This is a genomic window from Burkholderia sp. 9777_1386 (genome assembly GCF_015712265.1).
GTDB lineage: Bacteria > Pseudomonadota > Gammaproteobacteria > Burkholderiales > Burkholderiaceae > Burkholderia > Burkholderia cenocepacia.
On sequence record NZ_JACCQB010000019.1, the window covers coordinates 45,867 to 68,454 of the forward strand.

Genomic DNA, 22,588 nt, shown 5'->3' on the forward strand with positions numbered 1-22,588 from the left:
GCCCCCTTCTGCTTGTTGTGCGCCGCGCGGCGCGATGCCGCGCGCATGTTCAGCATAGTGCGTCGTGTCGCGCGCCGCGCTCAAGGCCGCGCGCCGCGACCCGATGAAGCGTACTCCCGCGCGCGGGCGCCGATCCAATGAGTTATGCTGAACTGCGTTATAAGCCGCGCTCATATCACGACGATGGATCTCACCCTGCTCCGCGCGTTCGCGACGGTCGCGCGCGAAGGCAACCTGACGCGCGCCGCCGCGCAGCTGCACCTGACGCAGCCGGCCGTCAGCCTGCAGATCAAGCATCTGCAGGAAACGCTCGGCGTCGCGCTGTTCACACGCACGTCGCGCGGGCTCGCGCTCACGCGCGACGGCCAGACGCTGCTGCCGCATGCGGAACGCGCGCTGGCCGCGGCCGCCGACGTGCAGCGCGCCGCCGCCGCACTGCGGCACGAGGTGCGCGGCCGGCTGCGGATCGGCACGATCCTCGATCCGGGGTTCCTGCGGCTCGGCGGCTTCCTGCGTGCGCTGGTCGAGACCCATCCGCAGATCGAGACCGCGCTGCGGCACGGGATGTCGGGCTGGGTGATCGAACAGGTGCGTGCGCGGGCGCTCGACGTCGGCTACTACATCGGCCGTCCCGAAGAGGACTCGCCGCGCGACGAAGCGCTGTTCCACACCGTCACGCTGACGCGCTTCGAATATCGCGTCCTGGCGCCCGCCGGCTGGAAGGAGCGCGTGCAGCGCGCGCACGACTGGCGCGCGCTCGCCGCGCTGCCGTGGATCTGGACGCCGCCGGCGTCCGCGCACCACCGGCTGCTGTCGCGGCGTTTCGCGGACGCCGGCGCGCAGCCGGTGAAGGTCGCCGAGGTCGACCAGGAGCAGTCGATGCTCGATCTCGTCAAATCGGGGATCGGGTTGACGCTCGCACGCGATTCGACCGCGCTGGCCGAAGCGCACGCGCATGCGCTGACGATCGTCGAGCACGTGACGGTGCCGACCGAACTGACGTTCGTGACGCTCGCCGAGCGGCGCGACGAGCCGGCGATCGCGGCCGCGTTGCGGCTGATCGAAGCGCAGTGGGCGATATGAGCATTGCTGATGTCGATGCGGCCGATTGCGCATCGGGTATCGGTGCGTGATGCATCCCGCGGATCGCCGTCGCGGGCCGAATCACCGCCTCGCCCGCCCCGCGTCGTGTCGCCGCGCCCCCGCCCGCTCGTCACGCCACCATCGCAGGCTTTTTGCTAGATTGTGCGTTCGCACACCGCGAGACCCCGATTGAAGGAGACCCGCATGGCCCGCAACATCGAGATCAAAGCCCGCGCCCGCGAATTCGACCGGCTGCGCGAACAGGCGGCTCAACTCGCGACCGAAGCGCCGTTGTTCTACCGCCAGCAGGATTTCTTCTACGACGTGCCGCGCGGCCGGCTGAAGCTGCGCCGCTTCGAGGACGGCACGCCGGCCGAGCTGATCTTCTACCAGCGCGACGACCGCGACGGCCCGAAGGCGTCGTACTACACGCGCAGCCCGGTGACGAACCCCGACGCGATGCATTCGCTGCTCGCGACCGCGCTGACCACGCGCGGAATCGTGACGAAGGAGCGGCACGTGTACCTCGCGGGCCGCACGCGCATCCATCTCGACCGCGTCGACGGGCTCGGCGATTTCATCGAACTCGAAGTCGTGCTCGGCCCGGACGACGACGAAGCCGGCGGCGAAGCGGAAGCGCACGAGGTGTTCGCGAAGCTCGGCGTGGCGCAGGAGGATCTCGTCGCGGTCGCGTACGTCGATCTGCTGAACGCCGACGCCCAGCCCGAAACGGCCTGATCCGGCCCCGCTGAAGGCGCGCCGCGCGTGCCGCCTTCAGCGCCGGCGCCGGCCCTGCGGGCGCCGCCCCGCCCCGTCACGCGGCGCCGGGCGCCAGGTGCGCGAGCGGCAGCGCGCCGTTGCGCTTGAAGGTCGTCAGCACGATGTTCGAGCGCACGCTGTCGACGCCCGGCACCCGCATCAGCTTCTTCATCACGAACTGCGACAGCGCGTTGAGATCCGGCGCGACGATCCGCAGCAGATAGTCGGCATCGCCCACCACCGCATGGCATTCGAGCACTTCGGGCAGCACGTCGATCTGCTGCTGGAACTGCTCGATGATCGAATCGCCGTGATGCTTGAGCTTCAGGCTCGTGAACGCGGTCACGCCGAGCCCGAGCTTTTCGGGGCGCAGCATCACGCGGTAGCCTTCGATCACGCCGGCCGCCTCGAGCCGCTGCAGCCGCCGGCCGATCTGCGACGGCGACAGCGGCACCTCCTCACCCAGCTGCTGATGCGTCGCGCGACCGAAGCGCTGCAGTACGTCCAGCAGCGCGAGATCGAAGTGATCGAGTTCCAGCATGAGTGTTCTCCGCATTGATTCGTGATTTGATGCGTGATTATCGCATCATTCGGCAAATCAACGCCAACTATGCGCCCAATCTGCGCGCAGCCCGCTCTACACTTGCATGGTCCCAACCCACAGCGTGCAGAGCCTGATCATGTCCACCGTCGTCACCGCGAAACTGCAGGAGCAGTTCGATGCGGGCCTCGAAACCCGCGCCGATTTCACCATCGACCAGCCGCTGCACCGCTACGGCCAGGTCGACCACGCGGTGTGGAAGCAGCTCTATGCGCGCCAGTCGGCCTTGCTGCGCGGCCGCGCGTGCGACGCGTTCGTCGCCGGACTGGGCAAGATCGAGCTGCCGGCCGATCGCGTGCCGTCGTTCGCCGACGTGAATCGCCAGCTGAAGCCCACGACCGGCTGGGAAATCGTCGCGGTACCGGGCCTCGTGCCCGACCGCGTGTTCTTCGAGCACCTCGCGAACCGGCGTTTCCCCGTCACCTGGTGGATGCGTCGCCCCGACCAGCTCGACTACCTGCAGGAACCCGACTGCTTCCACGACCTGTTCGGCCACGTGCCGCTGCTGATCGACCCGGTGTTCGCCGACTACATGCAGGCGTACGGCCGCACCGCGCTCGCGGTCGCCGACGACGAAGCGGCGCTGGCGCGGCTCGCGCGCCTCTATTGGTATACGGTGGAATTCGGGCTGATCCGCGACCCGCGCGGGACCGACGGGCTGTCGATCTACGGCGCCGGGATCGTGTCGAGCAAGGGCGAAAGCCTGTACAGCCTGGAAAGCGCGGCGCCGAACCGCCTCGGGTTCGATCTCGAGCGCGTGATGCGCACGAAGTACCGGATCGACACGTTCCAGAAGACCTACTTCGTGATCGACGATTTCGCGCAACTGTTCGCGCTCGCCGACGTCGACGGCCGCGCGCTGGCCGACCGGCTCGCGGCGCTGCCCGAATTCGCGGCCGGCGCGGTGCTCGACACCGACCGCGTGCTGCATCGCGGCACGGGCGAAGGCTGGCCCGACGACGCCGACGCGTGACGCACCAGGCGCCGCGACACCGCGGCGCCGACCGCCCGCGGCCAGCGGCCCGTCGCCGCCCACCCGTCGCCCTTTCCGCAACTATGAAACAATGAACGATGCCGGCCTCGCCGCGCGGTGCAGCCGCGTGCGGGCGCCGTTACCGAACGAGAGGTGCAAGATGATCCACAAGCTCACATCCGAAGAACGCAAGACCCGGCTCGAAGGCCTGCCGCACTGGACCGCCGTGCCGGGCCGCGACGCGATTCAGCGCCGCCTGCGCTTCGCCGATTTCAACGAGGCATTCGGCTTCATGACGCGCGTCGCGATCAAGGCGCAGGAGATGAACCACCATCCGGAATGGTTCAACGTGTACAACCGTGTCGACGTCACGCTGTCGACCCACGATGCCGACGGCCTCACCGAACGCGACATCGAACTCGCGCGTTTCATCGACGGCGCCGCGACGCACGCGCAACCCGGCGCCTGAGTCCCGCCTCTACCGCCGCGCGTCTTTCGGTGCGCGGCGCGTCAACTTTTCATTTCGATGAACGTTTTCTAGGATGTACTCAGCGAAAGCCTTCAGCTTTCCAAGCCATCCTTAAGGCGCACGTAAGTCTCGTACGCTTTCCGTGCCTTGGGGTCCAAACCTTCCAGTTGCAGCGCGCTTTCGCGCTGTACAATCAGCAGCGCATACGGCTTGGAAAGCGCGCTGGCCTCTTCGCAGAGTTTGAGTTCGTCGCCGCTCGACGGCGAGCGGGCGCGCCAGAAATTGATCGCGGCTTCTAGGTCGTGGATCGAAATATCGGACATGATTGGATCTAATCGTTCGCTGGCCGCCATGCTTGATGTCAGGCGAGGCGGCGCCCCTGTGGAAACGGCGTCGTGCTGTCCGCGTGCCTGAACCGCCAACCCATTGTACTTGAGCGAACTTCATGCGACTCCTTCTGATCGAAGACGACCGCCCCATCGCACGCGGTATCCAGAGCAGCCTCGAGCAGGCTGGCTTCACCGTCGACATGGTGCATGACGGCATCTTTGCCGAACAGGCGCTGGCACAGAACCGCCACGAACTCGTGATCCTCGACCTCGGCCTGCCGGGCATCGACGGAATGACGCTGCTCACGCGCTTCCGCCAGACCAACCGCCACACGCCCGTGATCGTGCTGACCGCGCGCGACGAGCTGAACGACCGGATCCAGGGCCTGAACTCCGGCGCCGACGACTACATGCTCAAGCCGTTCGAGCCGGCCGAGCTCGAAGCGCGCATCCGCGCGGTGATGCGCCGCAGCGGCCCGCACAGCGACATGCCGCGTCCGGAAGTGTCGCTCGGCGGCGTCCGCCTGTCGGGCGTCGACCGCCGCATCTTCAACGACGACAAGCCGCTCGAACTGTCGCCGCGCGAATTCGCGGTGCTCGAAATGCTGCTGCTGCGTCACGGCCGCGTCGTCAGCAAGGCGCAGTTGCAGGATCACCTCACGCACTTCGGCGGCGATCTCGGCGACACCGCGATCGAAGTCTACGTGCACCGCGTGCGCAAGAAACTCGAGCAGTGCCGGGTCGAAATCGTCACCGTGCGCGGCTTCGGCTACCTGCTGCAGGAAATCCGCCAGACGGCGAGCGTCTGAGCGACGCCGCGCGCCGGCCGGCCGCGTGCCGCGGCGCGCCTGCGTGCGGCTTGCGCGTCGCCGCCCGGCGCACGACCGCGCCGCTCCCCGTGAGCGGCGCTCATCCATTTGCCCGTCGAAATGTCTCCTGATCCGGCTGTGACCACCAGCCTGCGCCGCTCGCTGCTCCGGCGCCTCGCCGCCCCGCTATCGATGCTCGCGCTGATGAGCGGCCTGATCGCCTACTGGCTCGCGTGGCAGTACACGCAGCACGTGATCGACCGCTCGCTCGCCGATCTCGCGACCGCCATCTCCAAACAGATCCAGATCGCCGGCCCCGACGCGCCGTTCACGGTGCCGCCGCTCGCGCAGGCGATGTTCTCCGATCCGGCCGAAGCGCTGATCTACCGGATCAGCGACGGCGAACAGGAACTCGCCGGCGATCCGAAACTGCCGCTGCAGGGCATCAACGTGCGCCGCATGCACCATGCGTACGTATTCGAGGCCGAGTACGACAATCGCGCGGTGCGGGTCGCGCAGGTGCGCGTCGACGACGTCGAGGGCGGCAAGCCGATGGTCGTCGAAGTCGCGCAGCCGGTGCGGCACCGCTACCGGATCGCGGCCGAATTCCTCGTCGCGATCATGATGCCGCTGCTCCTGCTGCTGCTCGCGGGCTGGGGGATCGTGTGGCGCGTCGTGAACCAGCAGCTCGGCCCGCTCACGCATCTCGCGGATTCGCTGAACCGGCAGACCCACACGTCGCTGGAGCCGGTCGACGAAACCGACGTGCCGCTGGAGATCCGGCCGCTGACGAGCGCGATGAACGCGCTGCTCGGCCGTCTGAAGACCGCGCTCGACGCGCAGCGCAAGTTCATCGCCGACGCCGCGCACCAGTTGCGCACGCCGCTCACCGCGGTGAAGCTGCATGCCGAGCAGGCGGCCGTCGCGCGCGACCCGCACCAGACCTTCGCCGCGGTACGCGAGCTGCGCGCGGCCGCCGACCGCGCGGTGCGGCTGTCCAATCAGCTGCTGTCGCTCGCGCGTGCCGAGCCGGGCGAACAGGCCGCGCGCTTCGTCGACGTCGACCTCGCGGCGATGGCGTTCGAGACGGGCGCCGAATGGGTGCCGCGCGCGCTCGCGTCGCATGTCGACCTCGGCTTCCAGCGCAGCGACGACCCGGGCGACGACGAGAAGCTGATCGTGCGCGGCAACCCGGTGCTGCTGCGCGAAGTGATCGCGAACCTGCTCGACAATGCGCTGAAGTACGTGCCGCTCGCGCGGCCGGACGGCGCGCGGATCACGGTGAACGTCGCGCGTGCCGCGCTCGAGGGCAACCAGCCGGCCGCCGAGATCGTCGTCGAGGACAACGGCCCCGGCGTGCCCGCGAACCAGCAGGCCGACCTGTTCAAGCGCTTCTTCCGTGGCGACGCGCAAAGCGGCAATGGCGTCGAGACGGGCGCCGGGCTCGGGCTCGCGATCGTGCACGACATCATCGCGATGCACGGCGGCACCGTGTCGTACGAGGATGCATCGGAAGGCGGCTCGCGCTTCGTGGTGCGGGTGCCGCTCGCCGCGCGTACGGAGAAGCCGGCCAGCGAAACGCCGGCCGCGACGCCGACGCACTGAGCGGCGCGATGTTCGGCGGGCAACCGCGTGCCCGTCGACCGGGCAGCCCGCCGGAACAGGAACGGAAAGACGGAAAGCGAATGACGGGCCGCCACGATGCGGCAACCGTCGGCTGAAACGACAACGACAGCGCGCGATGCGCTGCCGCCTGCATCACTTCTTGTGCTTCTTGTCCTTCGAACCGGACGCCGGCTTGCCGTCCTTCTTGTCCTTCTTCTTTTTCTTCTTCCCGCCTTCGTCGGACGTCGCGAGCAACGTGCCGCGGCACGACTCCGCACCGCAGTGGCACGCGTATTCGCGCTTGAGCTTCTTCGTCAGCTTCGCGTCGATCACGAGGCCGTAGTCGTAGAACAGTTCCTCTTCCGGTTCAATGTCGCGCAGCGCGTGGATGTACACACGGCCTTTGACTTCCTCGGCTTCGCAGTTCGGCGCGCACGAATGGTTGATCCAGCGCGCGCTGTTGCCGTCGATCTTGCCGTCGATCACGCCGCCTTCGTCCAGTGCGAAGTAGAACGTATGGTTCGGCTCGCTCGGGTCGTGCGGATGACGGCGCAGCGCTTCCTTCCACGAGATTCGCTCGCCCTTGTATTCCACTACGCGCTCGCCGGCCTTGATCGGCGCCACGGCGAACACGCCCTTGCCGTGTACTCCCGAGCGGCGCACCGCGATCCTGCGTGAACTCATCGAACCAATCCTTGTGAAGACGACCTGAAGGGAAGCAGCCGCGATCGCGGCCGGGCGCCGCGCAAAACGAAAACGCGGCACCGGTCGGTGCCGCGTCGGGGCATGCGGCGAATCACCCGCATCCTACACGTTCAAGATTGCTTCGTTCAACATCGCGCGCAATATTGCGCGATGTCCTCAGCGCTGGCCGAATGCGACGTCGCCGAACAGCGCCTTGTGCTCGCGCGGCTGCGAGCGCCAGTATTGCGGCGGCGCCGTCACCTGCGCGCCGAGCTCGGCCGCCGCGTGCCACGGCCAGCGCGGGTCGTACAGCATCGCGCGCGCCATCGCGACGAAATCGGCATCGCCGGCCTCGATCAGCCGGTTCGCGTGCGCGGGCTCGTTGATCAGCCCGACCGCGATCGTCGGCATGCCGACCGCGCGCTTCACGGCCTGCGCGAACGGCACTTGGTAGCCGGGCGACAGCGGAATCTTCTGCAGCGGCGACACGCCGCCGGACGACACGTCGATCCAGTCGCAGCCGCGGCGCTTCAGTTCGTGCGCGAACGCGATCGTATCGTCGAGCTCCCAGCCGCCTTCGACCCAGTCGGTCGCGGACACGCGCACGCCGACCGGCCGGTCTTCCGGAAACGCCGCGCGCACGATCTCGAAGATCTCGAGCGGAAACCGCATCCGGTTGTCGCGCGAGCCGCCGTATTCGTCGGTACGCTGATTCGCGAGCGGCGACAGGAACTGATGCAGCAGGTAGCCGTGCGCCGCGTGTACTTCGATCGCGTCGATGCCGAGCCGCGCGGCACGCTTCGCCGACGCCGCGAAGGCTTCGCGGATGCGGTTCAGGCCCGCGGCATCGAGCGCGAGCGGCGGCGTCTCGCCGTCCTTGTGCGGCACGGCCGACGGCCCATGCGGCAACCAGCCGCCATCGGCGACCGGCACGAGCTGGCCACCCTCCCAGGGCGCCGCGCTCGACGCCTTGCGCCCCGCATGCGACAACTGCATCGCGATACGGACCGGCGAATGCTTGCGGATCGCGGCGAGCACCGGCTTCAGCGCGGCTTCGGTCACGTCGTCCCACAAGCCGAGGTCGCCATGCGTGATGCGCCCGTCGGGCTCCACCGCGGTCGCCTCGATGCACAGCAGCCCCGCGCCCGACAGCGCGAGATGGCCGAGGTGAATCATGTGCCAGTCGGTCGCTTCGCCGCGTTCGGCCGAGTACTGGCACATCGGGGAAATCACGATCCGGTTCGGAAGGGTCACGCCGCGCAGCGTGAACGGAGAAAACAGCGCAGTCATGGAAGCCGCTCGTCAGGAAAGGGGAAGAGCGGACGAGCGTAGCACGCACGCCTGAAGCGTGCAGATGGCGCGATCGGCAGTAAGCGGATGGTCAGGTACGGCCGGCCGGGCGCCGGCAGTGCGCGGAATGCGCGATGTACGGCGAGGCGCCGGCCCGCAACGGATGCGGGTCGGGCCGAACCTGTGCAGCGGGCGGAGCCGCCCGCGACGTCAGAGCCCGACGCTGCCGAGCCACTCCGCGAACATGCGCCGTGCGGCCGTCTCGAGCACGGGCCCGTGCTGCGCGGTATCAGCACGCAGCTGGCGCGCGTCGACGCCGGGCGTCGCGGTGATTTCGCCGGCGTTCGCGATCAGCCACGGTTCGAAGCGATCGGTGCGGATCTCGGGATGACATTGCAGCGCCAGCACGTGCTGCCCCCAGGCGAAGGCCTGGTGGCGGCAGGCCGGCGTCGACGCGAGATGGATCGCACCGCCCGGCAGGTCGAACGTATCGCCATGCCAGTGCAGCATCGACGTCGTCGCGCCATCGAGATGGCGCAGCGGCGATGCACGGCCGGCGTCGGTGAGCGTCAGCGGCGCCCAGCCGAGTTCGTGCTGCGCGGCCGGATAGACGCGCGCGCCGAGTGCCCGCGCGATGAACTGCGCGCCGAGGCAGATACCGAGGATCGGCAATCCCGCGTCGATACGCTGGCGCACGAGCGCCAGCAGCGGCGCGATCGTCGGATACTGCGCATCGTCGTACACGCTGAGCGGCCCGCCGAGCACGACCAACAGCGACGGCTCGAGCACGTCCAGCACCTCGACCCGCGACGATCCGACATCGACATAGCGCACCCGTCGACCGCGTTCGCCGAGCACCTGCTCGAAGCTCCCGAGATCCTCGAAATGCACGTGGCGGATCGCCACGACTTCAGCGTTCATCATCGGCCTCCCGGTCGATCGACGGACGTCAGCCTGCGAAAATCTTCCAGGTCTTCTTCTGCGTCGCCGCGTCGGCTTCTTCCTGCACCGAGCAGTCGAGACGCAGATCGCTGTCGGACATCGCGATGTCGAGCGCCGCGCAGTGATGCACGGTCTTCTTCGACGGCTTGCCCGGCTGGAAATGCGTGCACGTGAGGCACATGCGCTGCGGCGGCGTCGCACCGGCCACTTGCAGCTCGCGCAGCGTCTTCAGCAGCGCGCGATACAGCGTGCCCTGCTCGTCCGCGCCGAGCTTGCCGACCGCTTTCGTCAGGAATTCAGGCCACTGCAGCGCCTTCTTCGCGGCCGTGCGGCCACGCGCCGACAGGCGCACGGCCAGCGCGCGGCCGTCGTCCAGCGCACGGCGCTTCTCGACGAGCCCCTTCGTCTCGAGCGTGCTGACCGCATCGCTCGTGGTAGCCGCGGTGAGCTGCGTCTCGCGCGCGATCTCGCCGAGCCGCATCGGGCCCTTGCGCTGCAGCAGCAGCACGAGAATCTCGCCCTGCGTCGGCGTGAGGCCAGCGCCTTCCGCCCAATCCCATGCCTCGCTCCGCATGGCCGTGCTCAACCGCAGCAAGCTGTGGGTCACACGTCCCGCAGCCTGGTTCCCGTAAACGCCTTCGCTCATAGTCTTTTCGCTTTGCCGCCGCCCGGATTGCCGAGCAGCCGTAGTGTGGAGATCGAATGTCTATCTCAAAACAGACACACTCTCTCGAGTGCGTCAGCACGGCCGTCGCGAGGCACACGCGGCGGTCGCGTTCGCGGCGACCGGAGAGACACGCGTCGTTCCGGTGTCCGCAAAGCCGACATTCTAAGCGAGAGCGGAAAATCGCACAGCTAAGTTATCCCCTGCATTCTGTGGAAAATCACTGGATAACCGTCATTTTTCGTTGTGCGCGCAATGTCGCGCGCCCACAAAACGGGGCGCGCCGGCATTGTCCTGTTCGAATCGGCCATCGGCCGCCTGGTAATGGTCCACCGGGTTATCCCGCCTGCAGAGCGTTGACTTTGCAGTGGAATATCGGGTTATCCACAGATTTTGAGGACGCCTGGCAACGATTTCAGCGGGACACGGCGCCGAGCGCCGTTCAGCGAATCCCGGTTCGGTCGATCCTGCAATCTGCAAAACATTTTTTCACTCACGCCAACGTAAGCACTGCTGCCGGACCGTCTCGTTCAGCGATTTTTCCTGTTTGAAAACGGTTCTCAACCACGATGCGTCGTTCACGCGCGCCTTCGCGAGCGCACCGATTTCGTCGAGCGCCGCGCGCGAGCCCAGCGCGGCCGCATGCGGCGCGATCCGGTCGAGCGTGTCGAGGATGTCTTCCGCGATCGTGCGGCGCTCACCCGTCTGAGGATTCACGCAGGTGCCTTCGAGCCCGAAGCGGCACGCTTCGAAACGGTTGAACGTGTAGACCAGGTAGTCGTCCTCCGACAGCTTCAGCGGCCGGTCGGTCAGCAGGTAACGCGCGAGCGTCTGGATGTAGCAGGCGATCGCCGCGGCGCGATCGACCGACAGCGGCGTGTCCATCACGCGCACCTCGATCGTGCCGTAGCCGGGCTTCGGCCGGATGTCCCAGTAGAAGTCCTTCATCGAGTTGACGACGCCCGTGTTCACCATCTTCGTGAAGTACTCCTCGAAGCTGTCCCAGGTGAGCACGAACGGCGCGCGGCCCGACAGCGGGAACGCGAAGACCGAATTCAGGCGTGCCGAATGGAAGCCCGTGTCGACGTTCTGCACGAACGGCGACGACGCGGACAGCGCGATGAAGTGCGGAATGAAGCGCGACATCGAGTGCAGCAGGAACAGCGCGCTGTCGGGATCGGGACAGCCGATGTGTACGTGCTGGCCGAACACGGTGAACTGTTTCGCGAGATAGCCGTACAGCTCGGAGATGTACTGGAAGCGCGGCGCATCGTAGATCTGCCGGTCGCTCCATTGCTGGAACGCATGCGTGCCGCCGCCGGCCAGCCCGACGTTGAGCTGGTCGGCCGCCTTCACGAGCACGTCGCGGATCGCATGCAGCTCGCTGACGGCCTGCTCGTGCGAATGGCAGATGCCGGTCGACAGCTCGATCATGCTTTCGGTGATTTCCGGCGTGATGTTGCCCGGAAAGGTCTCGCCCTGGATCAGGCGCATCAGGTCGGATGCCGCTTTGGTCAGGTCGTAGTTGTGCGTGTTGACGACCTGGATCTCCAGTTCGACGCCGAACGTGAACGGTTCGGAATTGACGAAGGTTTCGAGTGCCATGGCAGGTTCCGGAATCAGTTGCCGTCGCTGCGTTCGCCGACCGCCGACAGGCAGCGATAGACGACGAACGGGCTGACGAGCTGCAGGATCACGATCGAGCACATCACGATCGCGCGCAGGTGCGGGTCGAAATTGGGATAAAGCTGGTAGGTATCGTCGACGAGCAGGTACGACAGCGCGGACATCGGCGTGAGCGCGATGCCGAGCGCGACGCCCTGCTTCATCCCGAGGCCGCTCGGCTTCGCGAACGCGACGACGCCGGCCAGCTTCGCGACGAGCCGCGTGACGATCAGCACGATCGCGAGCAGCCCGCCGAGCGCGATGTCGCCCCACGTGAACGACGTGAGCGTCAGCACGAACAGCACCACCGTCAGCAGCCAGCCGGCCGTACCGAAATGCTCGGGCCACAGTTGCGGCCGTGCTTCGAGGTTCTTCACGATGATGCCGGCGAGCAGCAGCGTGAGCAGCGTCGACAGCTTCAGCGCCTGCGCGACGGCGATCGCCAGCATCACGAGCCCGAACAGCGCGACGAACGAATGCTCGTCGCGCATCGTCGCGGTCATGTGACGGAACAGGTAATTGCACGAACGCGCGACGAGATACGCGACGATGAACGAACCGGCGAGCAGGTAGAGCGGCTGCAGGATCGTCGCGAACACGTTGCCGTACGCTTCCTGGTGCAGCCAGCTCGTGACGAGCTTGGTCAGCACGATCGCATACACGCTGTTGAGCGCGGTGAGCGTGATCAGGCGTTGCGATACCTGCCCTTCCGCGCGCAGTTCGGTCTTGAGCTGGATCACCATCGACGGCGACGTCGCGATCGCGATCGCCGACAGCACCAGCGCGACCATGCCCGATACGCCGAGCGCGAGCATCACGAACAGCACGAGCACGAAGGTCAGCGTGGCTTCCGCGAGACTCGACGCGACGAGCCACGGATTGCGCCGGATCCAGCGCAGGTCGAGACGGCTGCCGAGTTCGAACAGCAGCAGGCCGAGCGCGACGTCCATCAGCAGCCGCGAGGTTTCGTCGGTGCTCGCGTCGATCACGCCGAATCCGAACGAACCGGCGATCAGGCCGATCACGGCATAGCCGGTGATGCGCGGCAGGCGCCACGCGCGATAGCACAGCTCGCCGCACAGGCCGGCTGCGAACAGCGCGAGCCCGGCCCAGAACACGGCATCCGGCGTAAGCGGCCAGTTGGGCAGGAATGAGAACGCCGACTTCATCGTGGTGACTTCTCCTTTGGAAGCAACCGCCAGCGACGCGGGGTCAAGCGACAGGAATGGATGCGCGCCGGCTGGGTATCGCCCCGAATGTGATTGTTGTGCTCGACGACGGCGGTACATGGGGTCCGCCTGTTCCACCACAGGGCGGAACGTCGTTCAGGTTGCCGATCTGGATTGTCGGCCTGGTGTGTGAACGGACTGCGCAGTCTCGAGGATTCTGATTCGAAATCGTGCCGACCGTTCCATTGAAGCATGTCCGGCGCCTGGCCGAACGAACGCGAAGGAAACCGATTGTGCCACAGCTTTTTCGCTCCGGAACCGATTGAATCGACTCGCGGCGCTGTGCGGCACCGCAGGTCTTTGGTTTCAAAGGTTTACTTGTATATATACGTAGTAGAAGTTAACAAAGGACGCACAGTTCTGTGGATAACTCCGGTTTACGCTGGTAGATCAAGGTGTTGGCGAAACCATAACCGGTTGCACAGGCTGTTCGTGCACAGACATTTGAGTTGAGCAACTTTCGGGCCGCTGCACAGCAGTGCCGAGTTGCCCAGTTTACGTCCACTGTGATTGCACACGAAGTGCGCGCGGATTCCGCGCGGTTATCCACAGCATCGCGTGGATAACCTTGCGCGGAAAAATCGGGAAACTGTGACGCAGGCGTGCGACCGGTCAGCCGGTCGAACCGACACGGCGGGCGCGCAGTGCGCGGATCAGGAAGCGGGCGGGATCGATCGCGTCGGCGAGCTCGCGCTCGAGCGGCCAGGGTTCGCCTTCGAGTTGCGACGCGATCAGTTCGGCGCCGAGCGCCGCCCACACGAGCCCGCGCGAACCGAAGCCGAATGCGCCGTAGAGGCCCGGCATGCGCGGCAGGTCGCGCGCCTGCGCACCGCCCAGCGCGCGTGCGTTCGCAACGGCCTGCGCTTCGTCGGCGAGCGGGCCGACGAGCGGCAGGCGATCGCCGACGACCCAGCGGAACGCCACGCGGCCGCGCAGCGTGGCGGGATCCGGCCACTCGCCGATCAGGCCCGGCAGCAGGCGCCGCACGCGCTCGAGGTTTTCGGCGTGGCCGGCCGCGCGCATCGCGGGATCGGTGTCGTCCGGCTCGAAGGTGGCGCCGATCAGCAGCGTGCCGTCGTCGAGCGGGATCGCGTAGCCGTCGCCGATCGCCGGGCACGGCAGCGGCGCCGTCGTGCCCGGCGGCAGCAGCGTGAGCTGGCCGCGCACCGGTTGCAGCGCGACGTGCTGCAGTCCGGCAAGGCGCGCGGCGTCGCCCGCGTTCGCGAGCACGACGACGGGCGCGTCGGCCAGCGTGGCACCCGTCTCGTCGAGCGCATGCCAGATGTCGTCCCGCCGCTCGAGCCGCGCGACGCGGGTGGACGCAAGCAGGCGCACACGCTCGCCGGCCGCCGTGCATTGCGCGGCGCACAGCCCGGCCGGCCAGACGGCGCCGCCGTGCGGAAACAGCAGCCCGCCATGCGCGACCGGCAGGTTCAGGTGCGCACGCGCGGCGTCGGCGTCGAGCAGCGTCACGTAGTCGGACGGCGCACCGAAGGCATCGAACGCGTCGCGCATCCGCGCGAAATCGTCGGCCGATTCGGCGAGATGGATCATCCCCCGCGTGCTGCGTGCGAAGGCATGGCCCGCACGTTCGAGGGCTCGCCAGCGTGCGATCGCGTGCAGGAAGCCGCCGCGCGTGAGCCGGCTCGCGACGTTGTCGTCGCGAGTCATCAACGGATGGAAAACGCCGGCCGGATTGCCCGACGCGTCGCGCGCGATTCGTTCGTGCCGCTCGATCAACGTGACGTCCCAGCCGCGCGCGGCCAGACGTTCGACCACCGCGCAGCCCGCGAGGCCCGCGCCGATCACGATCGCGCGGCGTACTGCAACGGGCAATGCATGCGGCGGTTCGTGCCGGCGCGCGCGCCAGCGTGGCGCATATTCGCCGACGAGACGACCGTCGACTTCGCGGAACGTGAAACCTGTCTCGCCGAGCGCGTGTTTCACGGCATCGGACGTTGCATGCGTCGCAAACGTCGCGTGCTCGCCGGCCATTTTTGCGAGCGCGCGAATTCCGTCGCTCGATGCCGCGGCGCCATCGAGAAAAAATGCATCGGCGCGCGCGACGAGCTTCTTCGACAGCTCGATCGCATCGCCGAACGCGAGCGTGAGCACCACGCGCCCTGCGTCGAATTCGAGCCGGTGCAGGCCCGGCACCAGCATCGGCCATGCATCGATCAATGCGTCGACGTCTGCCGATATGGTTGTGTCTGCAACCATATGCGACACCGCGCGGCGCAGGTCGTCGCGCGACAACGGGTGCGGTTCGACCGCGACGACGTGCAGCCGTTCGCAGCGCTCAGGATCGTCGCGCCACGCGGCCCATGCGGCGAGGAAGCCGGCGCCCGCGCCGAATCCCGTCGTGACGATTGTGAACGTTCGGCGGCGCTGCCAGCGCGCGGGCAGCCCGTTGCCCGCGACGAACGCGCGATGCGCGTGCGCGAGCGTGCCGGATGCGCCGCGATGGAGCGTGCCGAACTCGGGCGAAACGAGCGTGCCGTCGTCGCGAAGCGCGAGCGTGGCGGAAACAAGTCGGTCGGGCATGCGAAACAAAAAACGTGGCAGCCAAGCCTGGCAAGGGATTGCGGGAGGCCGTCCGACGGGCCGTTGGGAAAAGCCAACGGGGCGGCGGTCGGGCGGACCGCGCTGCGTATCCTGTCCGGTTGGCGCAGGTCAAAAAACGGGCAATCGACGATTCATTCGGCGAAATACCGATGAAAATCTTTGAAACCCTTGTCGTTATTGGGTTTGCGCTGCGCTATCATAGCAACGCCGTACCGCGGGGTGGCCGCCGGCAAGCCGGAGGGCGCGTCGCGCGGGCCAGGATTCGGCGCTGTGTCGTCGGAGTCTGACTCTCGACGGCACGGTTCGCGCACGTATAATCGGCGCGTTCGCGCTGTTCGTGTCAACCTAACCTGATAAAGGAACCTTAATGAACAAACAGGAACTGATCGACGCCGTCGCCGCCCAAACGGGCGCCAGCAAGGCTCAAACCGGCGAAACGCTGGACACGCTGCTCGAAGTCATCAAGAAGGCCGTGTCGAAGGGTGATGCGGTTCAGCTGATCGGCTTCGGCAGCTTCGGTTCGGGCAAGCGCGCAGCACGTACGGGCCGCAACCCGAAGACGGGCGAAACCATCAAGATCCCGGCAGCCAAGACGGTCAAGTTCACGGCTGGCAAGGCGTTCAAGGACGCCGTCAACAAGCGTTAAACCCGCGCCTGTTCCAGGAAAAACCCGCCGAGAGGCGGGTTTTTTGTTGGGCGCGCGCGGCATTTTCGCCACAGTTCGCGCCGCTCTTGCAAAAGTTAACGGTTACTTTTACAAGCCGTTACCAGGCGATCATGCGTGCACGATCTGCGTGTCGCCGTGATCGTCGTCGTCGTGCGAATCGACATCCCACGCCGGGAACGGATCGTCGAACGCCGCCCATCCCGCCGCGCCGAGCGCGAACTCCGCATCGGTCAGCAGGCACGCATCGAGTTTCGCGCGCCACGCGTCGGCGTCGAGCGCGATGCCGATCAGCACGAGTTCCTGCCGGCGATCGCCGACCGTGCGATCGTCGAGATCGCCCAGCCATTCCGTGCGGATTTCGGCGAGCAACTCGTCGTCGTCCGGCCATTCCGCGCGATCCTGCGCCGCCCACCACAAGCCTGCCGGGCCATGCCGGCACACGCCGCCCGCCTGCGACAGCGAGCCCGCGATGTCGTTGCGCGTCGCGAGCCAGAAGAAACCCTTGCTGCGCAGCACGCCCGGCCACTCCTGATGCAGCAGCGCCCAGAGTCGTGCCGGGTGAAACGGCCGGCGCGCGCGGTAAACAAAATTGCCGATCCCGAATTCGTCGGCTTCGCCGTGCACGTGCGCATGATGGTCATCATGGCAGTCGGGGTCGTCGCAATGCGTGTGATCGTGATCGAGCGACGCGAGCCAGCCCGGCGCGTTCGCGGCTTCGTCGAAATCGAAGCGGCCGGTGTTCAGCACTTCGTCGAGCGGCACGTTGCCGAACGTCGACACGACCTGGTGCGCGCGCGGATTGAGGCGCGCGAGGATGTGCTGCAGGCGCGCGAGATCGTCCGCGCCGACGAGGTCGGCCTTGTTGATCACCAGCACGTCGCAGAATTCGATCTGCTCGATCAGCAGTTCGACGAGCGTGCGGTCGTCGTCTTCCGACGCGGCGATGCCGCGCGTCGCGAGCGCGTCGTCGGAGCCGTAGTCGCGCAGGAAGTTGTACGCGTCGACCACGGTGACGAGCGTGTCGAGCCGCGCGATGGACGACAGCGACGCGCCGTCGTCGTCGACGAACGTGAAGGTTTCGGCGATCGGCATCGGCTCCGCGATACCGGTCGATTCGATCATGATCGCGTCGAAGCGGCCTTCGGATGCAAGGTTGCGGATCTCGACGAGCAGATCGTCGCGCAGCGTGCAGCAGATGCAGCCGTTCGACATTTCGACGAGGCGTTCCTCGACGTGCGACAGCGCCTGCGCATCGCGCACGAGCGACGCGTCGATGTTGACCGCCGCGAGATCGTTGACGATCACCGCGACTTTCAGGCCCGCGCGGTTCGCGAGGACGTGGTTGAGCAGCGTGGTCTTGCCGGCGCCGAGGAAACCGGACAGCACGGTGACGGGCAACGGCTGTTTCATTGCCGGATTCATGATGATATGCACCAACGGAAAAGATGAAAAAGCGGCCGCGGCGCCCTGCCGGGGCGCGATCGGCCCGCGCACGGGCCAAACGGCGGCGTCAGCCCGCATTGTGCATCAAACGCGCGCGGCCGGCCCGGCGCCGGCCGGTGACGCGGCGCAGAATCACTGCGCGGCTTGAGCGGCTTGAGCGGTCTGCGCGGGCGGCAGCAGCTTCCATTGCGTCAGGATGCCGGCGATCTGCCGCGCGTACTTGTCGCGCAGCGATGGCGTTTCCGAATGATAGGCGCCGACTGCCTGCCACGTGTTGCCGTAGCGATTCATCTTCTGCTTGAGATGCCACGCGGCGATGTACACGTTCTTGCACGGCTCCATCAGCGTGTCGCGGCCGATCCCGTAGCGCGACAGCGTCGGCAGGTGGATCGAATTGATCTGCATCAGGCCGTAGTCGACCGAGCCGTTGGTGTTCTTGTTCAGCGCGCCGGGCCGGTTGCGCGACTCCTGCCACGCGATCGCGCGCAGGATCAGCGGATTGACCTGCTGATATTTGGCCGCTTCGTCGAAACAATCGGCGCGTGCGTTGCCGCTGGCGAACCACGCGCCGGCGGCGATCAACGCGATCGAAGCGAACCGTCTGTTCATCGTGCGGAAACGAAAAGGAATTGCGCGAAGCTCGGGAAAACCCGTGCCTGTTATTAGTGCGACGAGAAACGCGTCGCCCGTATCATACCGGCAGACCGTCAGATTGCGACAGGCAGGAATACGGCAGCCCGGTTATACCGCATTTCCGTGTCGGTTCATCGCGAAAACAAGGGAGAGGGCCGGCATGCGGAGGGCGACGCGGATCCTTACATATTGCATACGATTCGCCGGACACATGTCGTATGTGAGACAGTCCTCGGATCAATGTGATATTTCGGACATGAAAAACTGCTAATGTCGCCTCTTTCGGACTTGGATCCCAGCACTACCGCCGGAAGTGGCCTGAGCCGGCATCGACCCATTCATCCATGACAAGAAATCGCTTCGTTATGCGGCGTGTTGCCACGACCCTGCTCGTGGCCGGCATCATCGTCTCGCAGGCCGCCTACGCTCAGGTCACGCTCAATTTCGTGAATGCGGATATCGACCAGGTCGCGAAAGCGATCGGCGCCGCGACCGGCAAGACCATCATCGTCGACCCCCGCGTGAAGGGGCAGCTCAATCTCGTGGCCGAACGGCCGGTGCCGGAAGACCAGGCGTTGAAGACGCTGCAGTCGGCGCTGCGCATGCAGGGCTTCGCGCTCGTGCAGGATCACGGCGTGCTGAAGGTCGTGCCGGAAGCCGACGCGAAGCTGCAGGGCGTGCCGACCTACGTCGGCAATGCGCCGCAGGCGCGTGGCGACCAGGTGATCACGCAGGTGTTCGAGCTGCACAACGAATCGGCGAACAACCTGCTGCCCGTGCTGCGGCCGCTGATCTCGCCGAACAACACGGTGACGGCCTACCCGGCGAACAACACGATCGTCGTGACCGACTATGCGGACAACGTGCGCCGCATCGCGCAGATCATCTCGGGCATCGACAGCGCCGCGGGCGCGCAGGTGCAGGTCGTGACGCTGCGCAACGCGAACGCGATCGACCTCGCCGCGCAGATGCAGAAGATGCTCGACCCGGGTGCGATCGGCAACAGCGACGCGACGCTGAAGGTGTCGGTCACGGCCGACCCGCGCACCAATTCGCTGCTGCTGCGCGCATCGAACGGGTCGCGCCTCGCGGCCGCGAAACGTCTCGCGCTGCAGCTCGACGCGCCGAGCGCGGTGCCCGGCAACATGCACGTCGTGCCGCTGCGCAACGCCGATGCGGTGAAGCTCGCGAAGACGCTGCGCGGGATGCTCGGCAAGGGCGGCAACGACAGCGGCTCGTCGGCGTCGTCCAACGATGCGAACAGCTTCAACCAGAACGGCGGTTCGTCGGCGAGCGGCAACTTCTCGACCGGCACGTCGGGCACCCCGCCGCTGCCGTCGGGCGGCCTGGGCGGCTCGTCGTCGTCGTCCTACGGCAGCGGTTCTTCGTCCAGCGGCGGAATCGGCAGCGGCGGCCTGCTCGGCGGCGACAAGGACAAGAGCGGTGACGACAACCAGCCAGGCGGGATGATCCAGGCCGACTCGGCCACCAACTCGCTGATCATCACCGCGTCCGATCCGGTTTACCGGAACCTGCGCTCGGTGATCGACCAGCTCGACGCGCGGCGCGCGCAGGTCTATATCGAAGCGCTGATCGTCGAGCTGAACTCGACGACGCAGGGGCAACTCGGTATCCAGTGGCAGGTCGCGAGCGGCCAGTTCCTCGGCGGCACGAACCTGGCCGCGGCGGCCGGCAACGTCGCGGGCAACAGCATCATCAACCTCACGACCGGCACCGCGGGCAGTACCGGCGCCGGCCTCGCGGCCAACCTTTCGGGGCTGAACCAGGGGCTCAACATCGGCTGGCTGCACAACATGTTCGGCGTGCAGGGCCTCGGCGCGCTGCTGCAGTATTTCTCGGGCGTGAGCGACGCGAACGTGCTGTCGACGCCGAACCTGATCACGCTCGACAACGAGGAAGCGAAGATCGTCGTCGGCCAGAACGTGCCGATCGCGACCGGTTCGTACTCGAACCTGACGAGCGGCACCACGAGCAATGCGTTCAACACGTACGATCGTCGCGACGTCGGCCTGACGCTGCACGTGAAGCCGCAGATCACCGACGGCGGGATCCTGAAGCTGCAGCTCTACACGGAGGATTCGGCGGTCGTCAGCGGCACCACCAGCGCGCAGACCGGCCCGACCTTCACGAAGCGCTCGATCCAGTCGACGATCCTGGCCGACAACGGCGAGATCATCGTGCTCGGCGGCCTGATGCAGGACAACTACGCGGTGTCGAACAGCAAGGTGCCGCTGCTCGGCGACATCCCGTGGATCGGCCAGCTGTTCCGTTCGGAATCGAAGCAGCGGCAGAAGACGAACCTGATGGTGTTCCTGCGCCCGGTGATCATTTCCGATCGCAGCACCGCGCAGGAAGTCACGGCCAACCGCTACGACTACATCCAGGGTGTGACGGGCGCGTACAAGTCGGACAACAACGTGATCCGCGACAAGGACGATCCGGTCGTCCCGCCGATGCCGATCGGTCCGAGCCAGGGCGGCACGCCGGCCGGCAACCTGTTCGATCTCGACAAGATGCGTCGCCAGCAGTTGCAGCGCCAGGTCGCGCCGGTGCCGGCCCAGCCGTTGCCGGAAGCCACGCCCGCGCAGCCGCAGGGCGTGCCGCAGCAGACGGTGCCGGCCCAGCCGCTGACCACCGCACCGGGAGCCTCGCAGTGAGCGACGTGCTCGCGTCTTCCGCCCACGACGGCGCGCCGGGCGAACGCCAGCCGCCGTCGCCGCTCGCCGCGCGCCTGCTGCCGTACGGCTTCGCGAAGAGCGGCCAGGTGCTGATCGCGCATCAGCTCGACGACACGCTCGAGGTGTGGATCAGCGAACGCACGAGCGACGCCGCGCTCGCGGAAATCGCGCGCAACTTCGGCTCGATCGCCGTGCATCGCGTGCCGGCCGACGAGCTCGCGCAGGCGATCAACCAGGCGTACGCGCGCCAGGACGGCAGCGCCGCGCAGGTGGTCGGCGAGGTCGAAGGCGAAGTCGACCTGTCGCGGCTGATGCAGGACATTCCCGAAGTCGAGGATCTGCTCGAATCGGAAGACGACGCGCCGATCATCCGGATGATCAACGCGCTGCTCACGCAAGCAGCGCGCGAACAGGCGTCGGACATTCACATCGAGCCGTTCGAGAATGCGTCGGTCGTGCGCTTTCGCGTCGACGGCACGCTGCGCGACGTCGTGCGCCCGAAGAAGGCGCTGCATGGCGCGCTGATCTCGCGGATCAAGATCATGGCGCAGCTCGACATCGCGGAGAAGCGCCTGCCGCAGGACGGCCGCATCACGCTGCGCGTCGGCGGCCGGCCGGTCGACGTGCGGGTGTCGACGCTGCCGACCGGGCACGGCGAGCGCGCGGTGCTGCGTCTGCTGGAAAAGGACGCGCAGCGCCTGAACCTCGAAGCGCTCGGGATGGGCCGCGACACGCTCGTGCAGTTCGACAAGCTGATCGGCCGCCCGCACGGCATCGTGCTCGTCACCGGCCCGACCGGTTCGGGCAAGACGACCACGCTGTACGCGTCGATGTCGCGGCTCGAAACCGCGACGACCAACATCATGACCGTCGAGGACCCGATCGAATACGACCTCGCCGGCATCGGCCAGACGCAGGTGAACGAGCGGATCGGGATGACCTTTGCCCGCGCGCTGCGCTCGATCCTGCGCCAGGACCCGGACGTGATCATGATCGGCGAAATCCGCGACCTCGAAACCGCGCAGATCGCGGTGCAGGCGTCGCTGACGGGCCACCTCGTGCTCGCGACGCTGCACACGAACGATGCGGCGTCCGCGGTCACGCGCCTGACCGACATGGGCGTCGAGCCGTACCTGCTCGCGTCGTCGCTGCTCGGCGTGCTCGCGCAGCGCCTGGTGCGCCAGCTCTGCCCCGTCTGCAAGGAAGAGCGGCACGAGGAAGGCCGCACCGTGTGGCATCCGGTCGGCTGCGACAAGTGCGGGCATTCGGGCTATTCGGGCCGGCGCGGGGTCTACGAACTGCTGCTGGTCGACGAGTCGATCCGCACGCTGATCCACCGCAATGCGGCCGATGCCGAGATCCTCGCCGCCGGCCGCGCGGAAGGCATGCGCACGCTGCGCGACGACGCGGAGCGCTGGCTCGCGTCCGGCGCGACGTCGCTCGAGGAAGTGCTGCGCGTGACGGGAGGCGCATAGCGCG

Annotated in this window: 20 protein-coding genes; 9 read left to right on the forward strand and 11 right to left on the reverse strand. The window is 67.0% G+C overall.

What is annotated here, in order from left to right; translation table 11 throughout:
* Nucleotides 1–183 precede the first annotated feature (183 nt).
* Together H0X91_RS16600 and H0X91_RS16605 are read left to right on the forward strand one after the other, a co-directional pair.
* Nucleotides 184–1,083 (forward strand): LysR family transcriptional regulator, encoded by a 900-nt coding sequence (locus tag H0X91_RS16600; RefSeq protein ID WP_012492239.1) that lies wholly within the window; start codon nt 184–186, stop codon nt 1,081–1,083.
* Nucleotides 1,084–1,287: 204 nt separating this feature from the next.
* Nucleotides 1,288–1,821 carry a class IV adenylate cyclase gene (locus tag H0X91_RS16605; RefSeq protein ID WP_006482724.1) on the forward strand — a complete coding sequence of 178 codons (534 nt, stop codon included), beginning with the start codon at nt 1,288–1,290 and terminating at the stop codon, nt 1,819–1,821.
* Between the two features lie 76 nt (nt 1,822–1,897).
* Here the strand turns inward: H0X91_RS16605 and H0X91_RS16610 are convergent, their stop codons facing one another.
* A complete protein-coding gene (locus H0X91_RS16610) occupies nt 1,898–2,383 on the reverse strand; it encodes an Lrp/AsnC family transcriptional regulator (protein WP_006408082.1) in 486 nt (161 codons plus the stop codon).
* Nucleotides 2,384–2,522: 139 nt separating this feature from the next.
* Between H0X91_RS16610 and phhA the strand changes: the two genes are divergently transcribed.
* The gene (gene phhA / locus H0X91_RS16615; RefSeq protein ID WP_230877957.1) at nt 2,523–3,416 is read left to right on the forward strand and encodes a phenylalanine 4-monooxygenase; all 894 of its coding nucleotides are present in this window, start codon (nt 2,523–2,525) and stop codon (nt 3,414–3,416) included.
* A gap of 91 nt (nt 3,417–3,507) precedes the next feature.
* The gene (locus H0X91_RS16620) at nt 3,508–3,885 is read left to right on the forward strand and encodes a 4a-hydroxytetrahydrobiopterin dehydratase (protein WP_256097641.1); all 378 of its coding nucleotides are present in this window, start codon (nt 3,508–3,510) and stop codon (nt 3,883–3,885) included.
* A 92-nt stretch (nt 3,886–3,977) separates the two neighbouring features.
* Here the strand turns inward: H0X91_RS16620 and H0X91_RS16625 are convergent, their stop codons facing one another.
* Nucleotides 3,978–4,208, reverse strand: a complete 231-nt coding sequence (locus tag H0X91_RS16625; RefSeq protein WP_006401493.1) for a DUF3717 domain-containing protein — start codon at nt 4,206–4,208, stop codon at nt 3,978–3,980.
* 122 nt (nt 4,209–4,330) lie between these two features.
* On the opposite strand from H0X91_RS16625, the gene H0X91_RS16630 reads away from it, so the two are divergent.
* Together H0X91_RS16630 and H0X91_RS16635 are read left to right on the forward strand one after the other, a co-directional pair.
* Nucleotides 4,331–5,023 (forward strand): response regulator, encoded by a 693-nt coding sequence (locus H0X91_RS16630; protein WP_006401494.1) that lies wholly within the window; start codon nt 4,331–4,333, stop codon nt 5,021–5,023.
* A 120-nt stretch (nt 5,024–5,143) separates the two neighbouring features.
* A complete protein-coding gene (locus H0X91_RS16635) occupies nt 5,144–6,628 on the forward strand; it encodes a sensor histidine kinase (RefSeq protein ID WP_062884204.1) in 1,485 nt (494 codons plus the stop codon).
* 153 nt (nt 6,629–6,781) lie between these two features.
* Here the strand turns inward: H0X91_RS16635 and H0X91_RS16640 are convergent, their stop codons facing one another.
* The 7 genes from H0X91_RS16640 to mnmC all read right to left on the reverse strand — a co-directional run bounded on the left by H0X91_RS16640 (nt 6,782) and on the right by mnmC (nt 15,646).
* Nucleotides 6,782–7,312 (reverse strand): SET domain-containing protein, encoded by a 531-nt coding sequence (locus H0X91_RS16640; RefSeq protein ID WP_062884205.1) that lies wholly within the window; start codon nt 7,310–7,312, stop codon nt 6,782–6,784.
* Nucleotides 7,313–7,489: 177 nt separating this feature from the next.
* Nucleotides 7,490–8,602 carry an NADH:flavin oxidoreductase/NADH oxidase gene (locus H0X91_RS16645; RefSeq protein ID WP_006496328.1) on the reverse strand — a complete coding sequence of 371 codons (1,113 nt, stop codon included), beginning with the start codon at nt 8,600–8,602 and terminating at the stop codon, nt 7,490–7,492.
* A 210-nt stretch (nt 8,603–8,812) separates the two neighbouring features.
* Nucleotides 8,813–9,523, reverse strand: coding sequence for a glutamine amidotransferase (locus tag H0X91_RS16650; RefSeq protein ID WP_043205327.1), 711 nt, complete (start codon nt 9,521–9,523; stop codon nt 8,813–8,815).
* Nucleotides 9,524–9,551: 28 nt separating this feature from the next.
* Nucleotides 9,552–10,190 (reverse strand): MarR family winged helix-turn-helix transcriptional regulator, encoded by a 639-nt coding sequence (locus H0X91_RS16655; protein ID WP_006489994.1) that lies wholly within the window; start codon nt 10,188–10,190, stop codon nt 9,552–9,554.
* Between the two features lie 507 nt (nt 10,191–10,697).
* On the reverse strand, nt 10,698–11,813 hold the full coding sequence (locus tag H0X91_RS16660; protein ID WP_006490006.1) for a YbdK family carboxylate-amine ligase: 1,116 nt from the start codon (nt 11,811–11,813) through the stop codon (nt 10,698–10,700).
* Nucleotides 11,814–11,827: 14 nt separating this feature from the next.
* On the reverse strand, nt 11,828–13,042 hold the full coding sequence (locus H0X91_RS16665; protein ID WP_006490002.1) for a cation:proton antiporter: 1,215 nt from the start codon (nt 13,040–13,042) through the stop codon (nt 11,828–11,830).
* 672 nt (nt 13,043–13,714) lie between these two features.
* Nucleotides 13,715–15,646 carry a bifunctional tRNA (5-methylaminomethyl-2-thiouridine)(34)-methyltransferase MnmD/FAD-dependent 5-carboxymethylaminomethyl-2-thiouridine(34) oxidoreductase MnmC gene (mnmC, locus tag H0X91_RS16670; RefSeq protein WP_048988781.1) on the reverse strand — a complete coding sequence of 644 codons (1,932 nt, stop codon included), beginning with the start codon at nt 15,644–15,646 and terminating at the stop codon, nt 13,715–13,717.
* Between the two features lie 388 nt (nt 15,647–16,034).
* Between mnmC and H0X91_RS16675 the strand changes: the two genes are divergently transcribed.
* Nucleotides 16,035–16,313: an HU family DNA-binding protein gene (locus H0X91_RS16675; protein ID WP_006401505.1), complete on the forward strand. Its 279-nt coding sequence runs from the start codon at nt 16,035–16,037 to the stop codon at nt 16,311–16,313.
* 129 nt (nt 16,314–16,442) lie between these two features.
* Here the strand turns inward: H0X91_RS16675 and H0X91_RS16680 are convergent, their stop codons facing one another.
* Both H0X91_RS16680 and H0X91_RS16685 read right to left on the reverse strand, forming a co-directional pair.
* Entirely contained in the window at nt 16,443–17,756 is a 1,314-nt protein-coding gene (locus tag H0X91_RS16680; protein ID WP_020979349.1) for a GTP-binding protein, read from the reverse strand.
* 153 nt (nt 17,757–17,909) lie between these two features.
* Entirely contained in the window at nt 17,910–18,386 is a 477-nt protein-coding gene (locus tag H0X91_RS16685) for a lytic transglycosylase domain-containing protein (RefSeq protein WP_077056014.1), read from the reverse strand.
* A 368-nt stretch (nt 18,387–18,754) separates the two neighbouring features.
* Here H0X91_RS16685 and gspD point away from each other — a divergent pair, with 368 nt between their 5' ends.
* Nucleotides 18,755–21,088 (forward strand): type II secretion system secretin GspD, encoded by a 2,334-nt coding sequence (gene gspD, locus H0X91_RS16690; protein ID WP_196433149.1) that lies wholly within the window; start codon nt 18,755–18,757, stop codon nt 21,086–21,088.
* Nucleotides 21,085–22,584: a type II secretion system ATPase GspE gene (gene gspE, locus H0X91_RS16695; RefSeq protein WP_006496336.1), complete on the forward strand. Its 1,500-nt coding sequence runs from the start codon at nt 21,085–21,087 to the stop codon at nt 22,582–22,584. Before gspD ends, gspE begins: the two co-directional genes overlap by 4 nt.
* Nucleotides 22,585–22,588: the final 4 nt, after the last annotated feature.